The 19,337-nt window shown below is 68.3% G+C and carries 23 protein-coding genes; 5 read left to right on the forward strand and 18 right to left on the reverse strand.

What is annotated here, in order from left to right; translation table 11 throughout:
- Position 1: 1 nt before the first annotated feature.
- The 6 genes from deoC to MCHUDSM44219_RS13515 all read right to left on the reverse strand — a co-directional run bounded on the left by deoC (position 2) and on the right by MCHUDSM44219_RS13515 (position 3,983).
- Entirely contained in the window at positions 2-670 is a 669-nt protein-coding gene (gene deoC / locus MCHUDSM44219_RS13490) for a deoxyribose-phosphate aldolase (protein ID WP_048418757.1), read from the reverse strand.
- Complete coding sequence (locus MCHUDSM44219_RS13495; RefSeq protein ID WP_048418932.1) at positions 670-1,059, reverse strand: DUF2599 domain-containing protein; 390 nt, start codon at positions 1,057-1,059, stop codon at positions 670-672. Before MCHUDSM44219_RS13495 ends, deoC begins: the two co-directional genes overlap by 1 nt.
- A 20-nt stretch (positions 1,060-1,079) precedes the next feature.
- Positions 1,080-1,361 (reverse strand): DUF2516 family protein, encoded by a 282-nt coding sequence (locus MCHUDSM44219_RS13500; protein WP_048418758.1) that lies wholly within the window; start codon positions 1,359-1,361, stop codon positions 1,080-1,082.
- A gap of 58 nt (positions 1,362-1,419) precedes the next feature.
- Complete coding sequence (locus MCHUDSM44219_RS13505) at positions 1,420-2,043, reverse strand: hypothetical protein (protein WP_048418759.1); 624 nt, start codon at positions 2,041-2,043, stop codon at positions 1,420-1,422.
- 15 nt (positions 2,044-2,058) lie between these two features.
- Positions 2,059-2,565: a helix-turn-helix domain-containing protein gene (locus tag MCHUDSM44219_RS13510; RefSeq protein WP_048418760.1), complete on the reverse strand. Its 507-nt coding sequence runs from the start codon at positions 2,563-2,565 to the stop codon at positions 2,059-2,061.
- A 92-nt stretch (positions 2,566-2,657) separates the two neighbouring features.
- On the reverse strand, positions 2,658-3,983 hold the full coding sequence (locus MCHUDSM44219_RS13515) for a DUF445 domain-containing protein (RefSeq protein ID WP_048418761.1): 1,326 nt from the start codon (positions 3,981-3,983) through the stop codon (positions 2,658-2,660).
- Between the two features lie 83 nt (positions 3,984-4,066).
- Between MCHUDSM44219_RS13515 and MCHUDSM44219_RS13520 the strand changes: the two genes are divergently transcribed.
- From MCHUDSM44219_RS13520 to MCHUDSM44219_RS13530, 3 genes are all read left to right on the forward strand, one after another.
- Positions 4,067-4,771 (forward strand): TetR/AcrR family transcriptional regulator, encoded by a 705-nt coding sequence (locus tag MCHUDSM44219_RS13520; protein ID WP_048418762.1) that lies wholly within the window; start codon positions 4,067-4,069, stop codon positions 4,769-4,771.
- Positions 4,772-4,775: 4 nt separating this feature from the next.
- A complete protein-coding gene (locus MCHUDSM44219_RS13525; RefSeq protein ID WP_048418763.1) occupies positions 4,776-5,642 on the forward strand; it encodes a polyphosphate kinase 2 family protein in 867 nt (288 codons plus the stop codon).
- Between the two features lie 121 nt (positions 5,643-5,763).
- Entirely contained in the window at positions 5,764-6,666 is a 903-nt protein-coding gene (locus MCHUDSM44219_RS13530) for an endonuclease domain-containing protein (RefSeq protein WP_330218622.1), read from the forward strand.
- Here the strand turns inward: MCHUDSM44219_RS13530 and MCHUDSM44219_RS13535 are convergent.
- The 3 genes from MCHUDSM44219_RS13535 to MCHUDSM44219_RS13545 form a co-directional block, all read right to left on the reverse strand.
- Positions 6,660-7,514 (reverse strand): 3-hydroxybutyryl-CoA dehydrogenase, encoded by an 855-nt coding sequence (locus MCHUDSM44219_RS13535; protein ID WP_048418764.1) that lies wholly within the window; start codon positions 7,512-7,514, stop codon positions 6,660-6,662. The genes MCHUDSM44219_RS13530 and MCHUDSM44219_RS13535 overlap by 7 nt on opposite strands.
- A gap of 75 nt (positions 7,515-7,589) precedes the next feature.
- The gene (aceA, locus tag MCHUDSM44219_RS13540) at positions 7,590-8,876 is read right to left on the reverse strand and encodes an isocitrate lyase (protein WP_048418765.1); all 1,287 of its coding nucleotides are present in this window, start codon (positions 8,874-8,876) and stop codon (positions 7,590-7,592) included.
- Between the two features lie 234 nt (positions 8,877-9,110).
- Positions 9,111-9,887, reverse strand: a complete 777-nt coding sequence (locus tag MCHUDSM44219_RS13545) for an acyl-[acyl-carrier-protein] thioesterase (RefSeq protein ID WP_048418766.1) — start codon at positions 9,885-9,887, stop codon at positions 9,111-9,113.
- A gap of 129 nt (positions 9,888-10,016) precedes the next feature.
- On the opposite strand from MCHUDSM44219_RS13545, the gene ramB reads away from it, so the two are divergent.
- A complete protein-coding gene (gene ramB / locus MCHUDSM44219_RS13550; protein ID WP_048418767.1) occupies positions 10,017-11,450 on the forward strand; it encodes an acetate metabolism transcriptional regulator RamB in 1,434 nt (477 codons plus the stop codon).
- Positions 11,447-11,986, forward strand: coding sequence for a carboxymuconolactone decarboxylase family protein (locus MCHUDSM44219_RS13555; RefSeq protein ID WP_048418768.1), 540 nt, complete (start codon positions 11,447-11,449; stop codon positions 11,984-11,986). The genes ramB and MCHUDSM44219_RS13555 overlap by 4 nt, the downstream gene beginning before the upstream one ends.
- Before the next feature lie 3 nt (positions 11,987-11,989).
- Here the strand turns inward: MCHUDSM44219_RS13555 and MCHUDSM44219_RS13560 are convergent, their stop codons facing one another.
- From MCHUDSM44219_RS13560 to MCHUDSM44219_RS13600, 9 genes are all read right to left on the reverse strand, one after another.
- Complete coding sequence (locus MCHUDSM44219_RS13560; protein WP_048418769.1) at positions 11,990-13,075, reverse strand: GGDEF domain-containing protein; 1,086 nt, start codon at positions 13,073-13,075, stop codon at positions 11,990-11,992.
- Positions 13,076-13,122: 47 nt separating this feature from the next.
- Positions 13,123-13,401, reverse strand: coding sequence for a hypothetical protein (locus MCHUDSM44219_RS13565; protein ID WP_048418770.1), 279 nt, complete (start codon positions 13,399-13,401; stop codon positions 13,123-13,125).
- On the reverse strand, positions 13,402-14,805 hold the full coding sequence (gene lpdA, locus MCHUDSM44219_RS13570) for a dihydrolipoyl dehydrogenase (RefSeq protein ID WP_048418771.1): 1,404 nt from the start codon (positions 14,803-14,805) through the stop codon (positions 13,402-13,404).
- A gap of 32 nt (positions 14,806-14,837) precedes the next feature.
- Entirely contained in the window at positions 14,838-15,251 is a 414-nt protein-coding gene (locus MCHUDSM44219_RS13575) for a hypothetical protein (protein ID WP_048418772.1), read from the reverse strand.
- Positions 15,244-15,522 carry a putative holin gene (locus MCHUDSM44219_RS13580; protein ID WP_048418773.1) on the reverse strand — a complete coding sequence of 93 codons (279 nt, stop codon included), beginning with the start codon at positions 15,520-15,522 and terminating at the stop codon, positions 15,244-15,246. The genes MCHUDSM44219_RS13575 and MCHUDSM44219_RS13580 overlap by 8 nt, the downstream gene beginning before the upstream one ends.
- Positions 15,523-15,587: 65 nt before the next feature.
- Positions 15,588-16,064, reverse strand: coding sequence for a DUF779 domain-containing protein (locus tag MCHUDSM44219_RS13585; RefSeq protein ID WP_109777755.1), 477 nt, complete (start codon positions 16,062-16,064; stop codon positions 15,588-15,590).
- Position 16,065: 1 nt separating this feature from the next.
- A complete protein-coding gene (locus MCHUDSM44219_RS13590) occupies positions 16,066-17,355 on the reverse strand; it encodes a helix-turn-helix domain-containing protein (RefSeq protein ID WP_048418775.1) in 1,290 nt (429 codons plus the stop codon).
- A gap of 23 nt (positions 17,356-17,378) precedes the next feature.
- Complete coding sequence (locus tag MCHUDSM44219_RS13595) at positions 17,379-18,173, reverse strand: acetoin reductase (protein ID WP_048418776.1); 795 nt, start codon at positions 18,171-18,173, stop codon at positions 17,379-17,381.
- A 1-nt stretch (position 18,174) separates the two neighbouring features.
- Positions 18,175-19,227 (reverse strand): 2,3-butanediol dehydrogenase, encoded by a 1,053-nt coding sequence (locus MCHUDSM44219_RS13600; protein ID WP_048418777.1) that lies wholly within the window; start codon positions 19,225-19,227, stop codon positions 18,175-18,177.
- Positions 19,228-19,337 lie beyond the last annotated feature (110 nt).

Below are 19,337 nucleotides of genomic sequence, written 5' to 3' on the forward strand. Positions count from 1 at the left end.
CCTAGAGGCCGTCGAGCACCGCTCGCGTGCCGGACAACCCGAGGCGGGTCGCGCCCGCGTTGAGCATCGCGGTGGCGTCCGCCGCCGACCGGATGCCGCCGCTGGCCTTGACGCCGAGGCGGCCGCCGACGGCGGCGGTCATCACTTCCACCGCACGCACCGAAGCGCCGCCGGCGGGATGGAAACCGGTCGAGGTCTTGACGAAGTCGGCGCCCGCGTCCTCGGCAACCCGGCACACGTCGGTCAGCAGCGGCCAGCCTCCGAACTCCACCAGGGCCGACGACTCGACGATCACCTTGAGCAGTGCCCCTGGTGTCGCGTCACGGACGGCCGCGATGTCGGTGCGGACGACGTCGAGTTCGCCGCCGATCGCCGCGCCGACGTCGATCACCATGTCGATCTCCCGGGCGCCTGCGTCCACCGCCACCGCCGCCTCGTGGGCCTTGATCACCGAAAGGTGTTTGCCTGACGGGAATCCCACCACGGACGCCACAGCGCGGCCGGCGGCCAGCGACACCGCGGTCGGTACGAACGGCGGCGACACGCACACGGCGTAGACGTCGAGTTCGACGGCCTCGGCGAGCAAAGCGACGATATCGGCTTCTGTCGCTTCAGGTTTGAGCAACGTGTGGTCGACGGCGGCGGCGACCTGGGCGCGGGTGTAGCCCATCAGAACGGTTCTTCGGTGCCACCGGGATTGCACCCCGCGGCGATCATCTGGTCGGGGCTCACCTCGGGTCGCCAGGGCTCGAGATTCCAGCTCACCTTCCCGGGCTGGGCGATCTCGGCGAACTGCCAGTGGCAGACGAACTGCTCCTTCATGCCCGCGATCGCGGCGTCAGGCGACAGCGCGAGGATCTCGTTCCACGCCTCGTCGGCCTGCGCCGCCGTGCCGGGCCGGCCCGAGGTGTCACGCCCCGCGGCGGTGGGATACACCCGCAGGCTCGACAGGTCACCCCACTTGGCCCACTTCACGTGGTCGATGTAGGGCGGAGGTTGCAGGCCCGGGGTGGCGGCGGCGTGGGGAGCCCCGGTGAGCGCGACCGCGCAGGCGGCCATGCCGATCAGCGCCAGCCGCACTAGCGCGACTTCCCTTGGATCTCCAGGATTTTCGGCCGGACATCGACCAGGTACACGCCGGCGGCGACAGCCGCGATCGCCACCCCGGTGATGCCGAGCACCAGCGCCAGCAGGATCGCGACGCCGAGGATCACCAGCCACACGGGTTTCGTCAGCTTCTCGGCCGCGGTGTAGGCGTCGGGCCGCTGGATCGCGGCATGGACGAACGCGTACACCGTCGTCACCAGGACGGCGGCCTGCAACGCGAAGAGGACGTAACCCACAAGGCCTTGGAGCTCCACGCTCGACAGCCTAGGCGGGTTACGTCCCCTTTTCGACTTCCCCGAAGGGAGTCGTCGCTTACTTCTGGGTGACCTTCTTGGCCGGCGCCTTCTTGGCGGGGGCCTTCTTGGCGGTGGCCTTGGCCGGAGCGGCCTTCTTGGCCGGGGCCTTCTTGGCGGCCTTCTTCACCGGCTCGGCGGCCGACTCGGCACGCTTGGGCAGCTCGACGCCGACCAGCTTGGCGGCGCGCTCACCGACCGCGCGGGTCTGCGACGCCACGTTGCCCAGCGCCTCCTGGGTCAGCTCCACGGCCTGGTCGGTGTACTCCTCGACCCGGCTGGCGGCGCCTTCGAGGGCCGGCTGGGCGCGCAGGCGCTCCAGGGCGGCCTCGCCGCGCTCGATGAGCTTGTTGTAGGTCGACTGCGCGGCCTCCGCGTAGCCCTCGGCGACCTTGCGCAGCTCCTCGGGGGTCAGCTTGCCGCGGATGTCCTCGAACTGGGCCGGCAGCTCCTCCTGCAGCTGGTTGATGCGGGCGCGGCGCTCTTCGAGACGGGTCTCGGCGTCGCTGCGGGCGTCGCCGGCGCGCTCACGCAGCGTCGCGACGATCTCGTTGACGCGCTCGAGCGCGAGGTCGGCTGCGCCGACGGCGGCGAGCAGCGGGGCCTTCAGGTCTTCGACGTCGAGCTGATTCTTGTCAGCCATGGGATTTTCCTTTCACTAACTGATGGAGGTCTGTTGGGGTGATTGCGTGATCTGCAGAGGGCTGTTGTCGTGTTCCGTCGTCGGCTCCTCGTCGTCGTCACGGACACTGTCGTCTGCACTGGACGGTCCCGCCGCGGCCGCAGCCTCGAGCAGTGCCGCCTCGTTCTGCTGGCAGAACGACGTGTAGATGTCGAGCAGCACCTGCTTCTGCCGCTCGTTGATCGCCGTGTCGGTGATGATGGCGTCGCGCACCTGGTTGGTCTCGCTGGGCTCGAGGATCCCGGCCCGGATGTAGAGCACCTCGGCCGACACCCTCAGCGCCTTGGCGATCTGGTTCAGCACATCTGCTGAGGGCTTGCGCAATCCCCGTTCGATCTGGCTCAGGTAGGGATTGCTGACACCGGCCTTCTCGGCGAGCTGCCGCACCGAGACCTGCGCGGCTTCCCGCTGGGTCCGGATGAAGCTGCCGATGTCCTGGGCGGCGCTGGAGACGACCGCGGCGAGATTCTCGTCCTGCGCCATGGTGCTGTCCTCCTTCGCTGCCGTGGTGTGTTTACCGACAACTCCACGGTACGACTGAGTGCTAACTTTTGCAAGCACTCAGTTAGCGCAGGTCAGAACAGTAGCTGGGCGATCGTGTAGATCGTCAGACCGGCCAGCGACCCCACCACCGTGCCGTTGATCCGGATGAACTGCAGGTCGCGGCCCACGTGCAGTTCGATCCGCCTGCTCGCCTCGTCGGCGTCCCAGCGCTCGATGGTGTCGGTGATGATCGTGGTGATCTCCGCCCCGTATCCGACCACCAGGTGCTGGGCGCCGCGCACGATCCAGTTGTCCACCTTGTCGCGCAGATCTGCGTCGTCGCGCAGGGACTCCCCGATGCGCACGACGGAGTCGGCGATACGCGTGCGCAGCGTCGACGACGGGTCGTCGACGGACTCCAGGATGAGCCGCTTGGCGGTGCTCCACGCCGTCTCGGCGGCCCGCGCGACCTCGTCGCGGGCCATGATCTGCTCCTTGACGTTCTCGGCCTTCTGGATCGTCGCCTCGTCACTCTGCAGATCGCCGGCGAACTCGAACAGGAACTTGGTGGCCGAGCGGCGCAGCTCGTGGTCGGGATTGCGGCGGACCTTGTCGGTGAAGTCCATCAGCTCGCGGTGGATGCGCTCGCCGACGAGGTGGTCCACCCAACGCGGCGACCACGTCGGCGAATCGCGCTCGATGACGCGCTCGATGACCTCACCGGCGTTCAGCGACCACTGGAACGCCCGGTCGGCCAGCAACTGCAGCAGCGCTTCCTGGCGGCCCTCCTCCAGCAGCGACGCCAACACCCGCCCGATCGGCGGTCCCCACTGAGGCTCGGCGATGCGCTTGACGATCATCCGGTCCAGCACCTGCTGGACGTCTTCGTCACGCAACATCTCGACCAGCACGCGCAGCGCCGTCGACGCCTCGGCGGCCACCCGCTCGGCGTTGACCGGTTCGGCGAGCCACTTGCCTGTCCGGCTGGCGACGTCGGCGTCGCGCAGCTTGGTCTCCACGTTCTCCGGGGACAGGAAGTTCTCCCGGACGAAGTCGCTGAGACCCTCGCCGAGCTGGTCTTTCTTGCGCTTGATGATCGCGGTGTGCGGGATCGGGAGACCCAGGGGGTGCTTGAACAGCGCGGTCACCGCGAACCAGTCGGCCAGCGCGCCGACCATGCCCGCCTCGGCGGCCGCACGCACATAGCCCACCCACGGCGCCGCCCCGTGGGACTGCGCCCAGGTGCACAGCAGGAAGATCACCGACGCCCCGAGGAGGAAGCCGAGCGCGACGGCCTTCATGCGTCGTAGGGCGCGCCGTCGCTCGGCGTCAGCCGGCGAATCGGCTCCGGCGAGCTTCTCGGCGAAGCTCGCGCGGGGTCGTTGCCCGGCGTCGGGGACGTTCACTCGATGTGCCACGTGTCCATCATCCCTGCGCGGCCGACCAGCCCCGCCCGACCACCGTATTATCGACAAGGACTAACGAACGGATCACCGCGAACGTGGCACAACATTCCCCGCCGGTGGCGGTCAAGACCGATGGGCGCAAACGCCGCTGGCATCGGCACAAGGTCGAGCGCCGGAATGAACTCGTGGACGGCACCCTGGAGGCCATTCGCCGGCTCGGCAGCAACGTCAGCATGGATGAGATCGCCGCCGAGATCGGGGTGTCCAAGACCGTTCTGTACCGCTACTTCGTCGACAAGAACGACCTGACCACCGCGGTGATGATGCGCTTCGCGCAGACCACGCTGATCCCCAACATGGCCGCCGCGCTGTCGTCGAACCTGGACGGTTACGCCCTGACCCGCGAGATCATCCGCGTGTACGTCGAGACGGTGGCCGCCGAGCCGGAGCCCTACCGGTTCGTGATGGCGAACAACTCCGCGAGCAAGAGCAAGGCGGTCGCCGAGTCCGAACAGATCATCGCCCGCATGCTGGCGGTGATGCTGCGCCGGCGCATGGTGTCGGTCGGCATGGACACCGGCGGCGCGGAGCCGTGGGCGTTCCACATCGTCGGTGGCGTGCAGCTGGCCACGCACTCGTGGATGTCGCATCCGCGGATGAGCGCCGACGAGCTGATCGACTACCTGACGATGCTGTCGTGGAGCGCGCTGTGCGGCATCGTCGAGGTCGGCGGTTCGCTGGAGCGGTTCAGGTCCGAAGCCCATCCTTCCCCGGAACTGCCCCCTCAGCTGCTTGACTAGGTCCGTGAGCGAGCCCCTGGATCTACCGTCGCTGTGGTCGCATGAGCCGCACTCGCTGCTGAGGTTCACGCCGGGCGATCTGGTCGCCGACATCGACCCCGACGCCACCCCCGGTTTCCGCGGGGTCAAGTCGGATGCCCCGACGCTGCAGGAGGAGCGCAACGTGCGCTTCGCCGAGCTGCAGGAGATGCTGTACGCCCGCAGCCGGGTCGGCGACACCCGCTCGGTGTTGCTGGTGCTGCAGGGCATGGACACCGCGGGCAAGGGCGGCATCGTCAAACATGTTGTCGGAGGCTGCAATCCGCAGGGCGTCGACTACTTCAACTTCGGCAAGCCCACGCCCGAGGAGCTGTCGCACCACTTCCTGTGGCGGATCCGCAAGGCTCTGCCGCGGCCGGGCCACATCGGGGTGTTCGACCGTTCCCACTACGAGGACGTGCTCATCGTCCGCGTGCACAACCTGGTGCCCCCGACGGTGTGGGAGCCACGCTACGACGAGATCAATGCGTTCGAACGCGAACTCGTCGAGAGCGGCACGAGCCTGGTGAAGGTCGCGATGTTCGTCTCCCTCGACGAGCAGAAGAAGCGACTCGCCGAGCGGCTCGAGCGGCCGGACAAGTACTGGAAGTACAACCCGGGCGACATCGACGAGCGACTGAAGTGGCCTCTCTACCAGGAGGCGTACCAGGCGATGCTGGACCGCACGAGCACCGAGTACGCGCCGTGGCACGTGGTGCCCTGCAACCGGAAGTGGTACAGCCGCCTGGCCGTGACCGAGTTGATGATCGAGGCGCTCAAGCAGCTCAACATGTCCTGGCCGCCACCGGATTTCGACGTCGAGGCTGAGAAGGAGCGGCTGAAGAAGGCCTGAGCTTCGGCGCCGAGCGTGCACTTTATGCACGCCTCACCTGGGGTTTGTGTATAACTTCTGCACGCTCGCCTGATTCGTCGGAGCTCATTCCGATGATGCGGGCATGCCAACCAACATCCTCTTGGCCAGCGAGGCCCTCGCGGCGGGCCAGGTGACCCGCCGGGAACTGGCCCGCGACTACACGAAGCTGTTTCAGAACGTCTACGTGCGCGGCGGGCTGAAGCTCACCGCGCAGGACAAGGCGGTGGCGGCCTGGTTGTGGTCCGGGCGATCGGCGACGGTGGCCGGCGTCAGTGCTGCAGCCCTGCTCGGGAGCCGCTTCGCTTCCGAAAGGGCTGCAGCAGAGCTCATCCGGGCTCACCGTCGGGCGCCCAAGGGCATCGCAGTGTTCACCGACACGGTCGCCGACCGGGACGTTTGCCGCATCGGCAGCGTCGCGGTGACGAAGCCCGCACGGACGGCGTTCGACATCGGTCGCCGCCATCCCGTTGTCGCCGCCGTCCAGCACATCGACGCGCTGTTGCATGCCACCGGCTGCCGGATCGACGACGTGCGGGCGGTAGCCGGACGCTACCCCGGCGTCCGCAGTATTCGTCGACTGATGACGGCACTGAGCCTCGCCGATACAGGGGCCGAGTCGCCGACCGAGACGCTCACGCGCCTGTTCGTGGTCGCGGCGGGACTACCGCGCCCGGTCACGCAGATCCCGGTACAGGATGCAGACGGGCGTGTGCGCTACCGCCTCGACATGGGCTGGCCAGACCTGCTCGTCGCCGTCGAGTACGACGGCGGACACCACTGGACCGATCCCGTGCAGCGCGCCCGAGACATCGAGCGCTGGGAGTTCCTCGCGGAGCAGGGATGGACGGTCATCCGCGTGAGCTGGACCCAGTTGCGCGACCAACCGAACACCATGGTCCGTCGCGTCGCGAAGGCCCTTGGCGTGGCACCGAGCGTGCAGGTCTCGCACGCCTCACTCGAGCGATGCGTAGAAAACCTGCACACTCGACGCGGGGGTCAGTAGCTGTAGAAACCCTTGCCGGTCTTCTTGCCCAGCTGGCCCGCCTCGACCATGCGCTGCAGCAGCGGCGGCGGCGCGTAGTGGGCGTCCTTGTACTCGTCGTACATCGAATCGGCGATCAGCTTCATGGTGTCCAGGCCGATCAGGTCGGACAGCCGCAGCGGACCCATCGGGTGCGAGAGCCCCGCGACGACGGCGGTGTCGATGTCCTCGACGCTGGCCACGCCGGCCTCGGCCATCCGGATCGCCGAGAGCAGGTACGGCACCAGCAGCGCGTTCACGATGAAGCCCGACCGGTCGCCGCAGCGGACCACCTTCTTGCCCAGCGTCTCCCCGGCGAACTGCTCGACCCGTGCGATCGCCTCGTCAGACGTGACGAGCGTGTTGACCAGCTCGACCAGCGGCAGCACCGGCACCGGATTGAAGAAGTGCAGACCCAGCACCCGGCTCGGATTCTTCGTCGCCGCAGCGATTTTCATGATCGGGATGCTGGAGGTGTTCGACGCCAGCACCGCGTCGGGGTCGGTGACGATCTCGTCGAGCTTGGCGAACACTGACGCCTTGACGGCCTCGTCCTCGACGATCGCCTCGATCACCAGCTGGCGGTCGGCCAGGTCGGCGAGGTCGCTGGTGAATGTCAGCCGGGCCTGGGTGATCTCGAACTCGTCGGCGGCCAGCTTGCCCTTGGCCTTCGCCCGCTCCAACGACGCCGTGATGCGCGCCCTGCCCGCCTCGGCCAGCTCCGCCGACGGCTCGTAGACCACCACGGCCGCACCGGCCCTGGCGCACACCTCGGCGATGCCGCCGCCCATCTGCCCGGCGCCCACGACGCCGACTCGTTCGATGCTCACATCTCTCCTACCGTCGCAGCGATGAGCCCCGCCCGGGAAGCCCAGGCGGGGCTCATGCTGTCATGCGTCAGCGATCTAGTGGAACTGGCCCTCTTCGGTCGAGCCCGCGAGCGCGGTGGTCGACGAGGTCGGGTCCACGGTGGTGGCGATCCGGTCGAAGTAGCCGGCGCCGACCTCGCGCTGGTGCTTGGTCGCGGTGTAGCCCCGCTCCTCGGCGGCGAACTCGCGCTCCTGCAGCTCGACGTAGGCGCTCATCTGGTTGCGGGCGTAGCCGTAGGCCAGATCGAACATCGAGTAGTTGAGCGCGTGGAAGCCGGCCAGCGTGATGAACTGGAACTTGAAGCCCATCGCGCCGAGCTCCTTCTGGAACTTCGCGATCGTCGCGTCGTCGAGGTGCTTGCGCCAGTTGAACGACGGCGAGCAGTTGTAGGCCAGCATCTGGTCCGGGAACTCGCTCTTGACGCCCTCGGCGAACTTCTTGGCCAGCTCGAGGTCCGGGGTGCCGGTCTCCATCCAGATCAGGTCGGAGAACGGCGCGTAGGCCTTGGCGCGGGCGATGCACGGCTCGAGGCCGTTCTTCACCCGGTAGAAGCCCTCGGCGGTGCGGTCACCGGTGATGAACGGCTGGTCGCGCTCGTCGACGTCGGAGGTGATCAGCGTGGCGGCCTCGGCGTCGGTCCGGGCGATGACGACGGTCGGCACGCCGGCGACGTCAGCCGCGAGACGGGCCGAGGTCAGCGTGCGGATGTGCTGCTGGGTCGGGATCAGCACCTTGCCACCGAGGTGGCCGCACTTCTTCTCCGAGGCCAGCTGGTCCTCCCAGTGCGAACCCGCGACGCCGGCGGCGATCATCGCCTTCTGCAGCTCGTAGACGTTGAGCGCACCACCGAAGCCGGCCTCACCGTCGGCGACGATCGGCGCGAGCCAGTTCTCCACCGAGCGGTCGCCCTCGACCTTGGCGATCTCGTCGGCGCGCAGCAGCGCGTTGTTGATGCGGCGCACGACCTGCGGCACCGAGTTGGCCGGGTAGAGGCTCTGGTCGGGGTAGGTGTGGCCGGACAGGTTCGCGTCACCGGCGACCTGCCATCCCGACAGGTAGATGGCCTTCAGGCCGGCGCGAACCTGCTGGACGGCCATGTTGCCCGTCAGCGCACCGAGCGCGTTGACGAAGTCCATGTCGTGCAGCTGCTCCCAGAGCACCTCGGCGCCGCGGCGGGCCAGGGTGTGCTCCTCGACGACGGTGCCCTGCAGGGCCACCACGTCCTGCGGGGTGTAGGTGCGGGTGACACCCTTCCACCGCGGGTTGTGGTCCCAGTCGTGCTGGATCTGTTCGGGGGACTTCGGCGTGCCCACGGTCGACATAGGATTGCTCCTTCGAAAAGTTGTTAACGTTCAGCGTCTTCACTGGTGTGCTGAACCGAGCATGCATCACGCCATAACCGCAGGTCCACCCGTTTCGCTTGTAAACTTTCGCCAACGGACGCAGGGAAGTTGCGAAGATTGCGAAGACCACGACCTGCTGAACCGGTTCAGAAGTTACCGGCCGGTAAACGATCGTCGCAGGTCAGTACGGCCGTACTGTTTAGGTGAAGCGATTCAGAGCGCGAAGATCGACGCGACCGCTTTGACCTCGTCGCCGACCGCATATGTGAGCGTTGTAACAGTCCGGTCGCTCAGGTCGGCGCCGAACTTCTCGGTCGATCCGGCCGGATAGGTGTGGCGGAGGATCTCCAACTTGTCGCCGAGCGCGACGGGGAGATCGTGCTCGATGGTCACCCGCAGCGGCGCCGTCAACAACTCGGGGCGGGACTGCAGGAAGTCCTCCACCACCGACCAGTACACCGAGTTGTTCATGTGATCGAAGATGTCGATGTCGCTGACGCGCACCGGGTAGTCGCGAATCTGCTCGGCGTCCTCGCGCCCACCCGCGCTCAGATAGGCCTTCCACCGCAGCCGGCCCTCGCTGGTCGTGCGCCGCAGGCCTTCGATGAAGTCGTCGGCGATGCGCGCGGGACCCTGCGTCTCCCTGTTGATGTTGATCCAGAACGCCTCGGATTCGACGAGACCGCCCTTGCGACCGTCGATCCGCACCCGCATCTCGCACCAGCGGTTCGAGGTGCCCGAACACCAGCGCCGCAACCGCAGCATGTCCTTGAACACGATCGGCTCGATCATGTCGATCATCGTGCGGCGCACGATCCACAGCGGATGGGTCTCCTCGAACCCCATCTCGCGTAGCTGATCGGTGCCGACGTCCTGGATGTGCCGGGTGGCCGCGTCGAATTTCAGCCTGCCCTCGCGGTCCACGTCGGCCACCCGCAGCGGCCATTCGACGTCGAAGACGTCGGGGTGCCCCTCGGGCACCGGCATCATCGTCTTGGCCAGGCCCTGCGTCGCGGCAGTCGGCCGACCGGGGGTACTCACGAATCCTGATGATGCCACACGCACACCACTTGCCAATGATGCAAATCAGCACTTAGCAGGGTTGTTAGGCTAGTTGACGTGGCCAAAACCTACGTCGGGGCCAGGGTCCGGCAGTTGCGCAACGAGCGTGGATTCAGCCAGGCCGGGCTGGCTCAGATGCTCGACATCTCGCCCAGCTACCTCAACCAGATCGAGCACGACGTGCGCCCGCTCACGGTGGCGGTGCTGCTGCGCATCACCGAGGTGTTCGGCGTCGACGCGACATTCTTCGCCTCCCAGGACGACACCCGATTGATCGCCGAGCTACGCGAGGTGCTGATGGACCGGGACCTCGACGTCGACGTCGGGCCCGCCGAGGTCGCCGACATGGTGGGCGCGCATCCCGCGCTGGCCCGCGCCATGGTCAACCTGCACCGCCGCTACCAGCTGACGACGACGCAGCTGGCCGCCGCCACCGAGGACCGGTTCACCGTCGGCAACGCCACCTCGGGTGCCAGCGGCACCGGGGCGATCTCGATGCCGCACGAAGAGGTGCGCGACTACTTCTACCAGCGGCAGAACTATCTGCACGAGCTGGACACCGCCGCCGAGGAACTGACGGCCGGGATGCGCATCCAGCGGGGCGACCTGGCCGGCGACCTGTCCGACCGGCTGCGGTTCGTGCACGGCGTGACGATCATCCGCCGCCTCGACCTCGGCGAAGGCGTGCTGCACCGCTTCGACCCGGTGTCCAAGACGCTGGAGATCACCGCGCACCTGTCGACCGGGCAGCGGGTCTTCCGGCTGGCCTCGGAGCTCGCCTACCTCGAGTACGGCGACCTGATCGACAAGCTCGCCGACGAGGGCCACTTCACCAGCGAGGAGTCGCGCAAGCTCGCCCGCCTCGGGCTGGCCAACTACTTCGCCGCGGCGACGGTGCTCCCGTACGCCCAGTTCCACGACGTCGCCGAGAAGTTCCGCTACGACGTCGAACGGCTCTCGGCGTACTACTCGGCCAGTTACGAGACCATCTGCCATCGGCTGTCCACGCTGCAGCGCCCGTCGATGCGCGGGGTGCCGTTCTCGTTCGTCCGCGTCGACCGCGCAGGCAACATGTCGAAACGCCAGTCCGCCACTGGTTTTCACTTCTCCTCCAGCGGCGGCACCTGCCCGCTGTGGAACGTCTACGAGACGTTCGCCAACCCCGGCAAGATCGGCGTGCAGATCGCCGAGATGCCCGACGGCCGCGCGTACATGTGGGTGGCGCGCACGGTGGAGCGGCGCGCGTCGCGCTATGGTCAGCCGGGTAAGACGTTCGCGATCGGCCTGGGCTGCGAACTGCGGCACGCGCACCGGCTGGTCTACTCGGAAGGCCTGGACCTCAGTGGTGATAACGCGACGCCCATCGGCGCCGGCTGCCGGGTCTGCGAGCGGGACAACTGCCCGCAGCGGGCGTTCCCCGCGCTGGGCCGCGCGCTCGACATCGACGAACACCGCTCGACGGTGTCCCCCTATCTGGTGAGGCAGTCATGAGCACCGCACGCATTCCTCCGGGTGGCTTCAAGGAGCTCGGCCCGGTCAACTGGGCGATCGCCAAGGTCGGAGCCAAGGGCATCCGGCGGCCGCGGTTCAGCCTCGTCAACGTGCTGGGCCGGCACCGGCTGCTGTTCCTGGCGTGGCTGCCGCAGTCGCTCTATCTGCTCGGCGCCGGCAAGCTGTCGCGGCGCGACGCGGAGTTCGTGATCCTGCGCGTCGGCCATCTGCGCGACTGCGAGTACGAGTTGCAGCAGCACCGCAGGCTGGCCCGCACCCGCGGCGTGGACGCGGCCACCCAGGCCGCGATCTTCGCCGGGCCCGACGCCGACGGCCTCACCGACCGGGAACGCACGCTGCTCACCGCCACCGACGAGTTCGTCGTCACCCGCGGCGTCTCACCGCAGACGTGGCAGGCGCTGTCGCGGCACTACAACACCCAGCAGCTGATCGAATTCTGCTTGCTCACAGCGCAATACGACGGTCTCGCCGCGACGATCACGACTCTTCAGGTGCCGCTGGACTTCCCGGACTAAGGCTCACCAGACGTCGGCGGCGATCACGACGCGGTCGCCGCCGCGAGCCTTGGCCTCGTACATCGCGGTGTCCGCCGCGGTGATCACCTCTTCGAGGTCCGAGCCCCATCTCGTGCTCGTCGCGAGGCCGATGCTGACGGTCACCGCGGGCTGGGCGGGTGCGGAGACCGACGCCCGGATCCGTTCGGCGACGGCACCGGCCTGCCTGGCTGAGATCCGGTCCACCACCAGGAATTCCTCGCCGCCCCAGCGCACGACGACGGCCTCGCTGCGCACGCTCTGCCGGATCCTGCGCGCGGTGCGGATCAGCACCTCGTCCCCGACGGCGTGGCCGAGGGTGTCGTTGACCGCCTTGAAGCCGTCGACGTCGATCAGCAGCGCGCACAGATCCGACTGCAGCGGCGCGCTCTCGTCGAGCCGTGTGATCGACACCGCCAGACCGCGCCGGTTCGTCAGTTCGGTCAGCGGGTCGGTCAGCGACTGTTTGGAACTGCCCTGCAGCAACCAGAATCCGAACTGCAGGGCCGGCAGGATGCAGACGGTGACCAGCAGCGCGATGACCGCCCGCGACACCGCGACCTGCAGCCCGTATTCCGGTGCGCTCACCGCCAACCAGACCGCGATGCCGACCACCGAGACCGTGCACCACGCGATGTGGGCCAGATGCAGTCGCGGGCCGTGGAAGAACACCACGTAACCGCCGGCGCACAACAGGATCGGGATGCCCGACATGGCCAGGTTCGCGTCGCCGAACAACAGCGCCGAGATCGTCATGATGACGTCGACGAACGCGACCAGCACCGCCGACTCACGGGCCGACGGCCACGGCAGCAGCGCCCAGCGCGCCGCCCAGCCCAGCGAGCCCAGGGCCACGAACGCCCAGCCCGCGCGGATCAACGGCGCATCGACACCCGGCGGCGCGTACACGTTCAGCAGGGACAGCACGCCCATCGTGACCCCGATGCCGGCGATCACGTGCCTCAGCACCGACAGCAGCCCGCGGCTGCGCAGAAAGTCGATGCGCCACTGGTATTCGTCGCGCTGACGCCACCAGCGCAGGATCAAATTGTCGGCCACCCCGTCCCCCACCGGCTCATTGTCTGGGATCGGGCAGCGACGCCGTCAGGGATTGGCGGTTAAAGGTAGGTCACGCCCAGCACGGTGAGCGAGAACAGCACCGGTGACACCGGCAGCGCCCAGCAGAACACCGCCCACGCCTCCGCTCTACGCGACTTCTGCTGCCACTGCCGCCAGCCCAGGTACCCGCCCGCGATCGCCACGAGGAACGACACCGCGGCGACGACCAGCACCCACATCGGGATGTCGGTCGACCCGATGGCCGCGGAGATCCCGGCCAGCCACAGCATGTGGCCGACCACCAATCCGCCGATCCCGGCGACCCAGATCGCCCTCAATTAGAAGTTGATCATGTGGCCGACCAGGCCGTGGAAGCACTCCTGCAGCGCCTCCGACAGGGTCGGGTGGGTGTGCACGTTGCGGGCGAGCTCGTTGGCGGTCAGGTCCCACTTCTGCGCCAGGGTGAGTTCGGGCAGCAACTCGGAGACGTCCGGGCCGATCAGGTGACCGCCGAGCAGCTCGCCGTACTTCTTGTCGGCGATCAGCTTCACGAAGCCGGTCGGGTCGGCCAGGCCGTGCGCCTTGCCGTTGGCGGTGAACGGGAACTTGGCGACGACGACGTCGTAGCCCTCGTCCTTGGCTTGCTGCTCGGTCAGACCGAAGCTGGCGACCTGCGGCTGGCAGAATGTCGCGCGCGGCATCATCCGGTAGTCGCCGAGGGCCAACGTCTCGGCGCCGGCGATGGTCTCGGCGGCGACGACACCCATCGCCTCGGCGACGTGGGCGAGCTGCAGCTTGCCGGTGACGTCGCCGATCGCGTAGATGTGCGGCTTGTTGGTGCGCATGTAGTCGTCGATCGCGATGCCGCCGCGATCGGTCAGCTCGACGCCGGTCTTCTTCAGGTCGAAGCCGTCGACGTTGGGCACGAAGCCGATGGCCTGCATGACCTTGTCGGCCTTGAGCTCGTCGCCCTTGCCGTCCTTGCTGATCTTGACCGTGACCGTCGACCCGTCATCCTCAATGGATTCCACCTTGGTGCCGGTGAGGATCTTCACGCCGAGCTTCTTGTACTGCTTCTCGATCTCCTTGGAGACCTCGGCGTCCTCGTTGGGCAGTGCGCGCGGCAGGAACTCGACGATCGTGACGTCGACGCCGTAGTTCTTCATCACGTACGCGAACTCCATGCCGATCGCGCCGGCGCCGGCGATGACGATCGAGCCGGGCAGGTCGCGCTCCATGATCTGCTCTTCGTAGGTGATGACGTTCTTCGACAGCTTGGTGCCGGGCACCAGCTTGGTGTGGGCGCCGGTCGCGATGATCGCGTTGTCGAACGTCACGGTCACAGGGTCTTTTTGGTCATCCCCGGTCGGTTCGACCACGATCGTGTGATCGTCGGTGAACTTGCCGTAGCCCTGGATCTCGGTGATCTTGTTCTTCTTCATCAGGAAGTGCACACCGGCCACCCGGCCCTCGGCGACCTTGCGGCTGCGGTCGAACGCGGCGCCGTAGTCGAAGCTGACGTCCCCGCTGATGCCGAACGTCTTGGCTTCCTTGGTGAACATGTGCGCCAGCTCGGCGTTGCGCAGCAGCGCCTTGGACGGGATGCACCCGACGTTGAGGCACACGCCGCCCCAGTACTTGGGTTCGATGATGGCGGTGTTCAGCCCGAGCTGGGCGGCGCGGATGGCCGCCACGTACCCGCCGGGGCCTGCTCCGAGAACGACGACGTCATAGTGGGTCACGCCTTACCACCCTAGTGGTCTTCGGCAACTGGCTACCGGGTGATCCAGCCGAAGACGTATCCGCCGTAGAGCAACGCGGCCCCCGCCGTCGAGGCCAGCGGCGCCGACATGAACGCGATCGCCAGCGCGGTGACCGACGGCCGGTTCTGCACCATCGCGGTGAGCAGGCCGCCGACGATGCAGGCGACCAGGTACACCAGGACCGCGAACACCGGCAGGGACTTCTCCAGCGAGTGATACCACCAGTAGTACAGGCCCGCCCCTGCCGCGGCGGCGAGGATCCAGACCGCCGCGGTGACGAGCACGAACCGCCAGCGGCCGAGGAACTGCGGCACTCCGGGCACGACGACCGGTGCCGCGGTGTGCGGGGCGGGGTCATCGATCACGCTCTGCGCGGCGAAGCCGCCGGTGAACTCCGGGGTGTAGGGCTGCGTGTGCTCAGACACCGGTGGCCACCTGCAGAGCGGCCAGCGCGCCGAACCAGCCGGGCCCGACGGCGAGGACGAGCGCGCCGAGGGCGGTGACCCAGCGTCTTCCGGACATCAGGATGGTCAGGGTGCCGAGGACGCCGGGGATGCCGACGACGAGGGCGATGACGACGTCGGGGCGGACGGGCGCGGTGATCTCGACGGCGGCGAGGAGCGCGCCCATCATGCCGAGGGCGACGCCGACGATCATCACTCCGGCCAATACCGATGCGCGGGGCAGCGGGATCACCTCTCGACGGTAAACCCGGTGCAGCGGCTTTCCCGGGAGGCGCGCTGGCGTCTGGTGCGCGGCGGCTACCTCAGCGGCATCGGGCAGGCGTCGACGCCCTCGGCCACGACGTGCGTCCCACTCGACACGGGTCGCTCGCCGCGCTCGTACGCCGCGCCCGTCACCACGGTCTCGCCGGCCAGCGCCCGGTTCTCCTCGTCGGTGAACGCGCGCCCCCGGGACAGGAACCGCTTGCCCTCGGGGGCCTCGAGGCTGAAGCCGCCGCCGCGGCCGGGCACCACGTCGATCACCAGCTGGGTGTGCTTCCACGCGTCGAACTGCGGACCGGAGATCCACACCGGCACCCCGTCGCCGACGTCGAACACCGCCAGCAGCACGTCGCGGTCGCCGACGACGAAGTCCCCGTCGGGGTAGCACATCGGCGAGGAGCCGTCGCAGCATCCGCCGGACTGATGGAACATCAACGCGCCGTGGCGGTCCTGCAGCGTGCGCAGCAGGTCGGCCGCCGCGGCGGTGATCAGGGCTCGGTTCGGTGCGGGCACGCTATCCATCCTCCCCCACCCGGGCGGCGCGGATCGCCGGCGCCGTCGACGGCGGCAGCAGTGCGCGCCGATCCGCGGGATAGCAGACCGTCAGCCCGACCGACGACGCGAACCGGTATGGCTGCGCGGCGAGCAGGCCGACGAACTGCTTGCGTAACCGCGACATCTCGGCGCGCACCGTCACCACCCGGGAGCGGTCGCCGTACAGATCCTCGGCCAGCTGCGGCGCGGAGCGTCCCTGCGGCGAGCGTGCCAGCGCGCACAGGATCTCGGCATGGCGCAGCGACAGGTCGTGGCGCCAGCATCCGAACTCCCCTGCCAGCCGCAGCGACGGCTTGTCCGGGTCGGCGAAGTCCAACGTCACGTGCGACACGTGCGTGGCACCGGCGTCGTCATCACCCTCGGCCAGCCGCACCAGCCAGCCGCCGGGCAGCGGCTCGACGGCGCACGGCCCCAGCGTTGCGAGCCACACCCGGCCCGGACCCATCTGGTCGGGCAGCAGGATCCGGTTGTGCAGCGGCATCGCGTCCACCGCGGCGACCCAGCCCTCGGTGTCCACGGCCAGCGCGGGGGTGCCCATGCGGGCGAGGATCGGTGCGGCGACCGTGCGCAGCCGGTTCAGCGTGCGGTCGTGCTCGGAGCGCAGGTGCGATTCGGCCAGCCGTGCGACGGCGTCGACGAGCGCGATGGTGGTGGGGTGCACGGTCGCGGCCGGGCCGGACACGTCGACGACGCCGATGACCTGCCCGGTCCGCGGGTCGCGGATTGGCGCCCCCGCGCATGTCCAGGCGTGGTGGCTGCGCAGGAAGTGCTCGGCAGAGAACACCTGGACCGCTCGTTGCGCGGCGAGCGCGGTGCCGATCGCGTTGGTGCCGACGGCCCCTTCGCCCCAGTGCGCGCCCTCGACGAACCCGAGCCGGTCGGCGTTGCTCAGCACTGCCGGCGAGCCGGAGCGCCACAGCACCCGGCCCTGCGCGTCGGCGACGACGAGGATGTTCTCCCCGTCGGCGACCAGCGATTCGAGGCCGTGGGAGATCTCGTCGAGCACCTCCATCAGGCCCGACGCCCGCCGCAGCGCCTCCAAGCCACCGGTCTCGACCACCGGGGTGTCGCTGGGTTCGATCCCGCTGGCCAGCAACCGCTGCCAGGAGTCACCGATCACTTCGCGGGGGCGCGCCGGTGCCCGGTGCCCGGCCATCGTCGCGTCGTAGACAGCCGACATCAGCCGCGCATAGCTGCGCGGATCCTCGCCGACGGCCACGGCGGGTTCAGGCACGGACGACCCTGGCATCACTGGCGATTGTGCTCTCCATCTCAGCGGTAAACCAGGCCGCCGTCGATGAGGCCGGCCTGGCCGGTCATGTAGTCGGAGTCGGGCCCGGCCAGATACGACACGAACCCCGCGACGTCGTCGGGCGTCTCGGCGCGGCCCAGCGCGATGCCGCCGACGAACGTGTCGTAGGTCTCGCCCTCGGCGGCGCCGGTCAGTTCGGCGAACCGCTTGTCGATCTCCACCCACATGTCGGTGCCGACCACGCCGGGGCAGTAGGCGTTGACGGTGATGCCGTCGGCGGCGTGCTCCTTGGCTGCGGCCTGGGTGAGGGCGCGCACGGCGAACTTGGTCGCGCTGTAGGGGCCGAGCATCGCGAAGCCGTCGTGCCCGGCGATGGAGGAGGCATTGATGATCTTGCTGATTTTCCCTTTTTCTTTGTTGCCTGCCTTCTTGAATTGCGCGACGGCGGCCTGGATCCCCCACAGCACGCCGTCGACGTTGATCGCCCACAACTTCTTCAGCTCCGCGGGCGTCACGTCGATGATCGGACCGACCAGGGCGATGCCGGCGTTGTTCACCATGATGTCGAGGCCGCCGAGTGCGGAGGCGGCGTGCTCCACGGCGGCGAACACCTGCTCGCGGTCACTGACGTCGGCGACGAACGTGGTTGCTTTACAGCCGATTTCGGTGATCTCACCCGCCACGCTGTCGATCGCGTCGCCGGTGACATCGACCAGTGCGATGTCGGCGCCGTCGCGTGCCAGCCGCAGCGCGATCCCACGCCCGATGCCGCGCCCGGCACCGGTGACCAGGGCGACTTTTCCGTTGAGTGTCATGTCAGATCGCTCCGTTGGGGTCGACGAGAACCTTCATCTTGGTGCCGGCGTGCAGCGCCTCGAATCCCTCGTCGACGACGTCGTCGAGCGGGATCCGGGTCACCCAGCCGGTGGTGTCGTAGCGGCCGTCGGCCATCAGCGCGATCACCGCTTCGAAGTCCGCACCGGTGTAGCACAGCGATCCCTGGATCCGGGACTCGTTCATCACCAGGTTGAGAAGCGGTGTCTCTAGCGGCTTTTCGTAGATCGCCACGCTGATCATCGGCCTGCGCGAGCCGACAGAGGCCAGTGCGGTGCTCACCGCGGGCGTCACTCCCGCGGCGTCGAACACCGCGTCCGCGCCGTTGCCGGAGGTGTGCTCGGCGATGAACGCGGCGACGTCGGTGCCCGTCGGGTCCAAGGTGCGCGCGCCGAGGGCTTCGATGGCCGCGCGCCGGGTCGGGGACGGCTCGACGACGAACACGTCGTCGAGTCCCTTGCCGCGCAGCGCGAACCACAGCCCGATGCCGATCGGGCCGGCGCCGAACACCATCGCGGTGTCGCCGGCTTTGACGTCGCCGAGGGTGGCCGCGTGGTAGGCCACCGACATGGGCTCGACGAGCGCACCGAGTTCCAGCGACACGTTGTCGGGCAGCCGGTGCAGCATCGATGTCGGCACGACGGTGGACTCGGCCATGCCGCCGTCGGACATCAGCCCGTGGAAACCGATCTGCTGGCAGACGTTGTAGTTGCCGGCCCGGCAGGGTCCGCAGTGGTCGCACTTGTAGATCGGCTCGACGGCGACGCGGTCGCCCTCGCTCCAGCCGGTCACCCCGTCCCCGACCGCGGTGATGGTGCCGGAGAACTCGTGGCCCATCGTCAGCGGCAGCTGCGCACCGGTCAGCGGGTGCGGCGACGTCGGCACGAAGATGGGGCCGGCGTAGTACTCGTGCAGATCGGTGCCGCAGATGCCGTTGAAGCCCACCTGCAGCTTCACAGTGCCGGGGCGGACCTCCGGTTCGGCGACGTCGTCGATCTCGAGTTTGTTGGGTCCGTAGTAGACAGCTGCTTTCATATCGGCATGTCTATGTGACGGCGGCCACACCGCGAAAGAGTTGCAGGGGGTTGCAGCGGGCGCGGGTGGCCGGGGTTGCAACGCTTCGCAACTCTTGTGCCGGCCTCGCC

It is taken from the genome of Mycolicibacterium chubuense (assembly GCF_001044255.1).
Lineage (GTDB): Bacteria > Actinomycetota > Actinomycetes > Mycobacteriales > Mycobacteriaceae > Mycobacterium > Mycobacterium chubuense.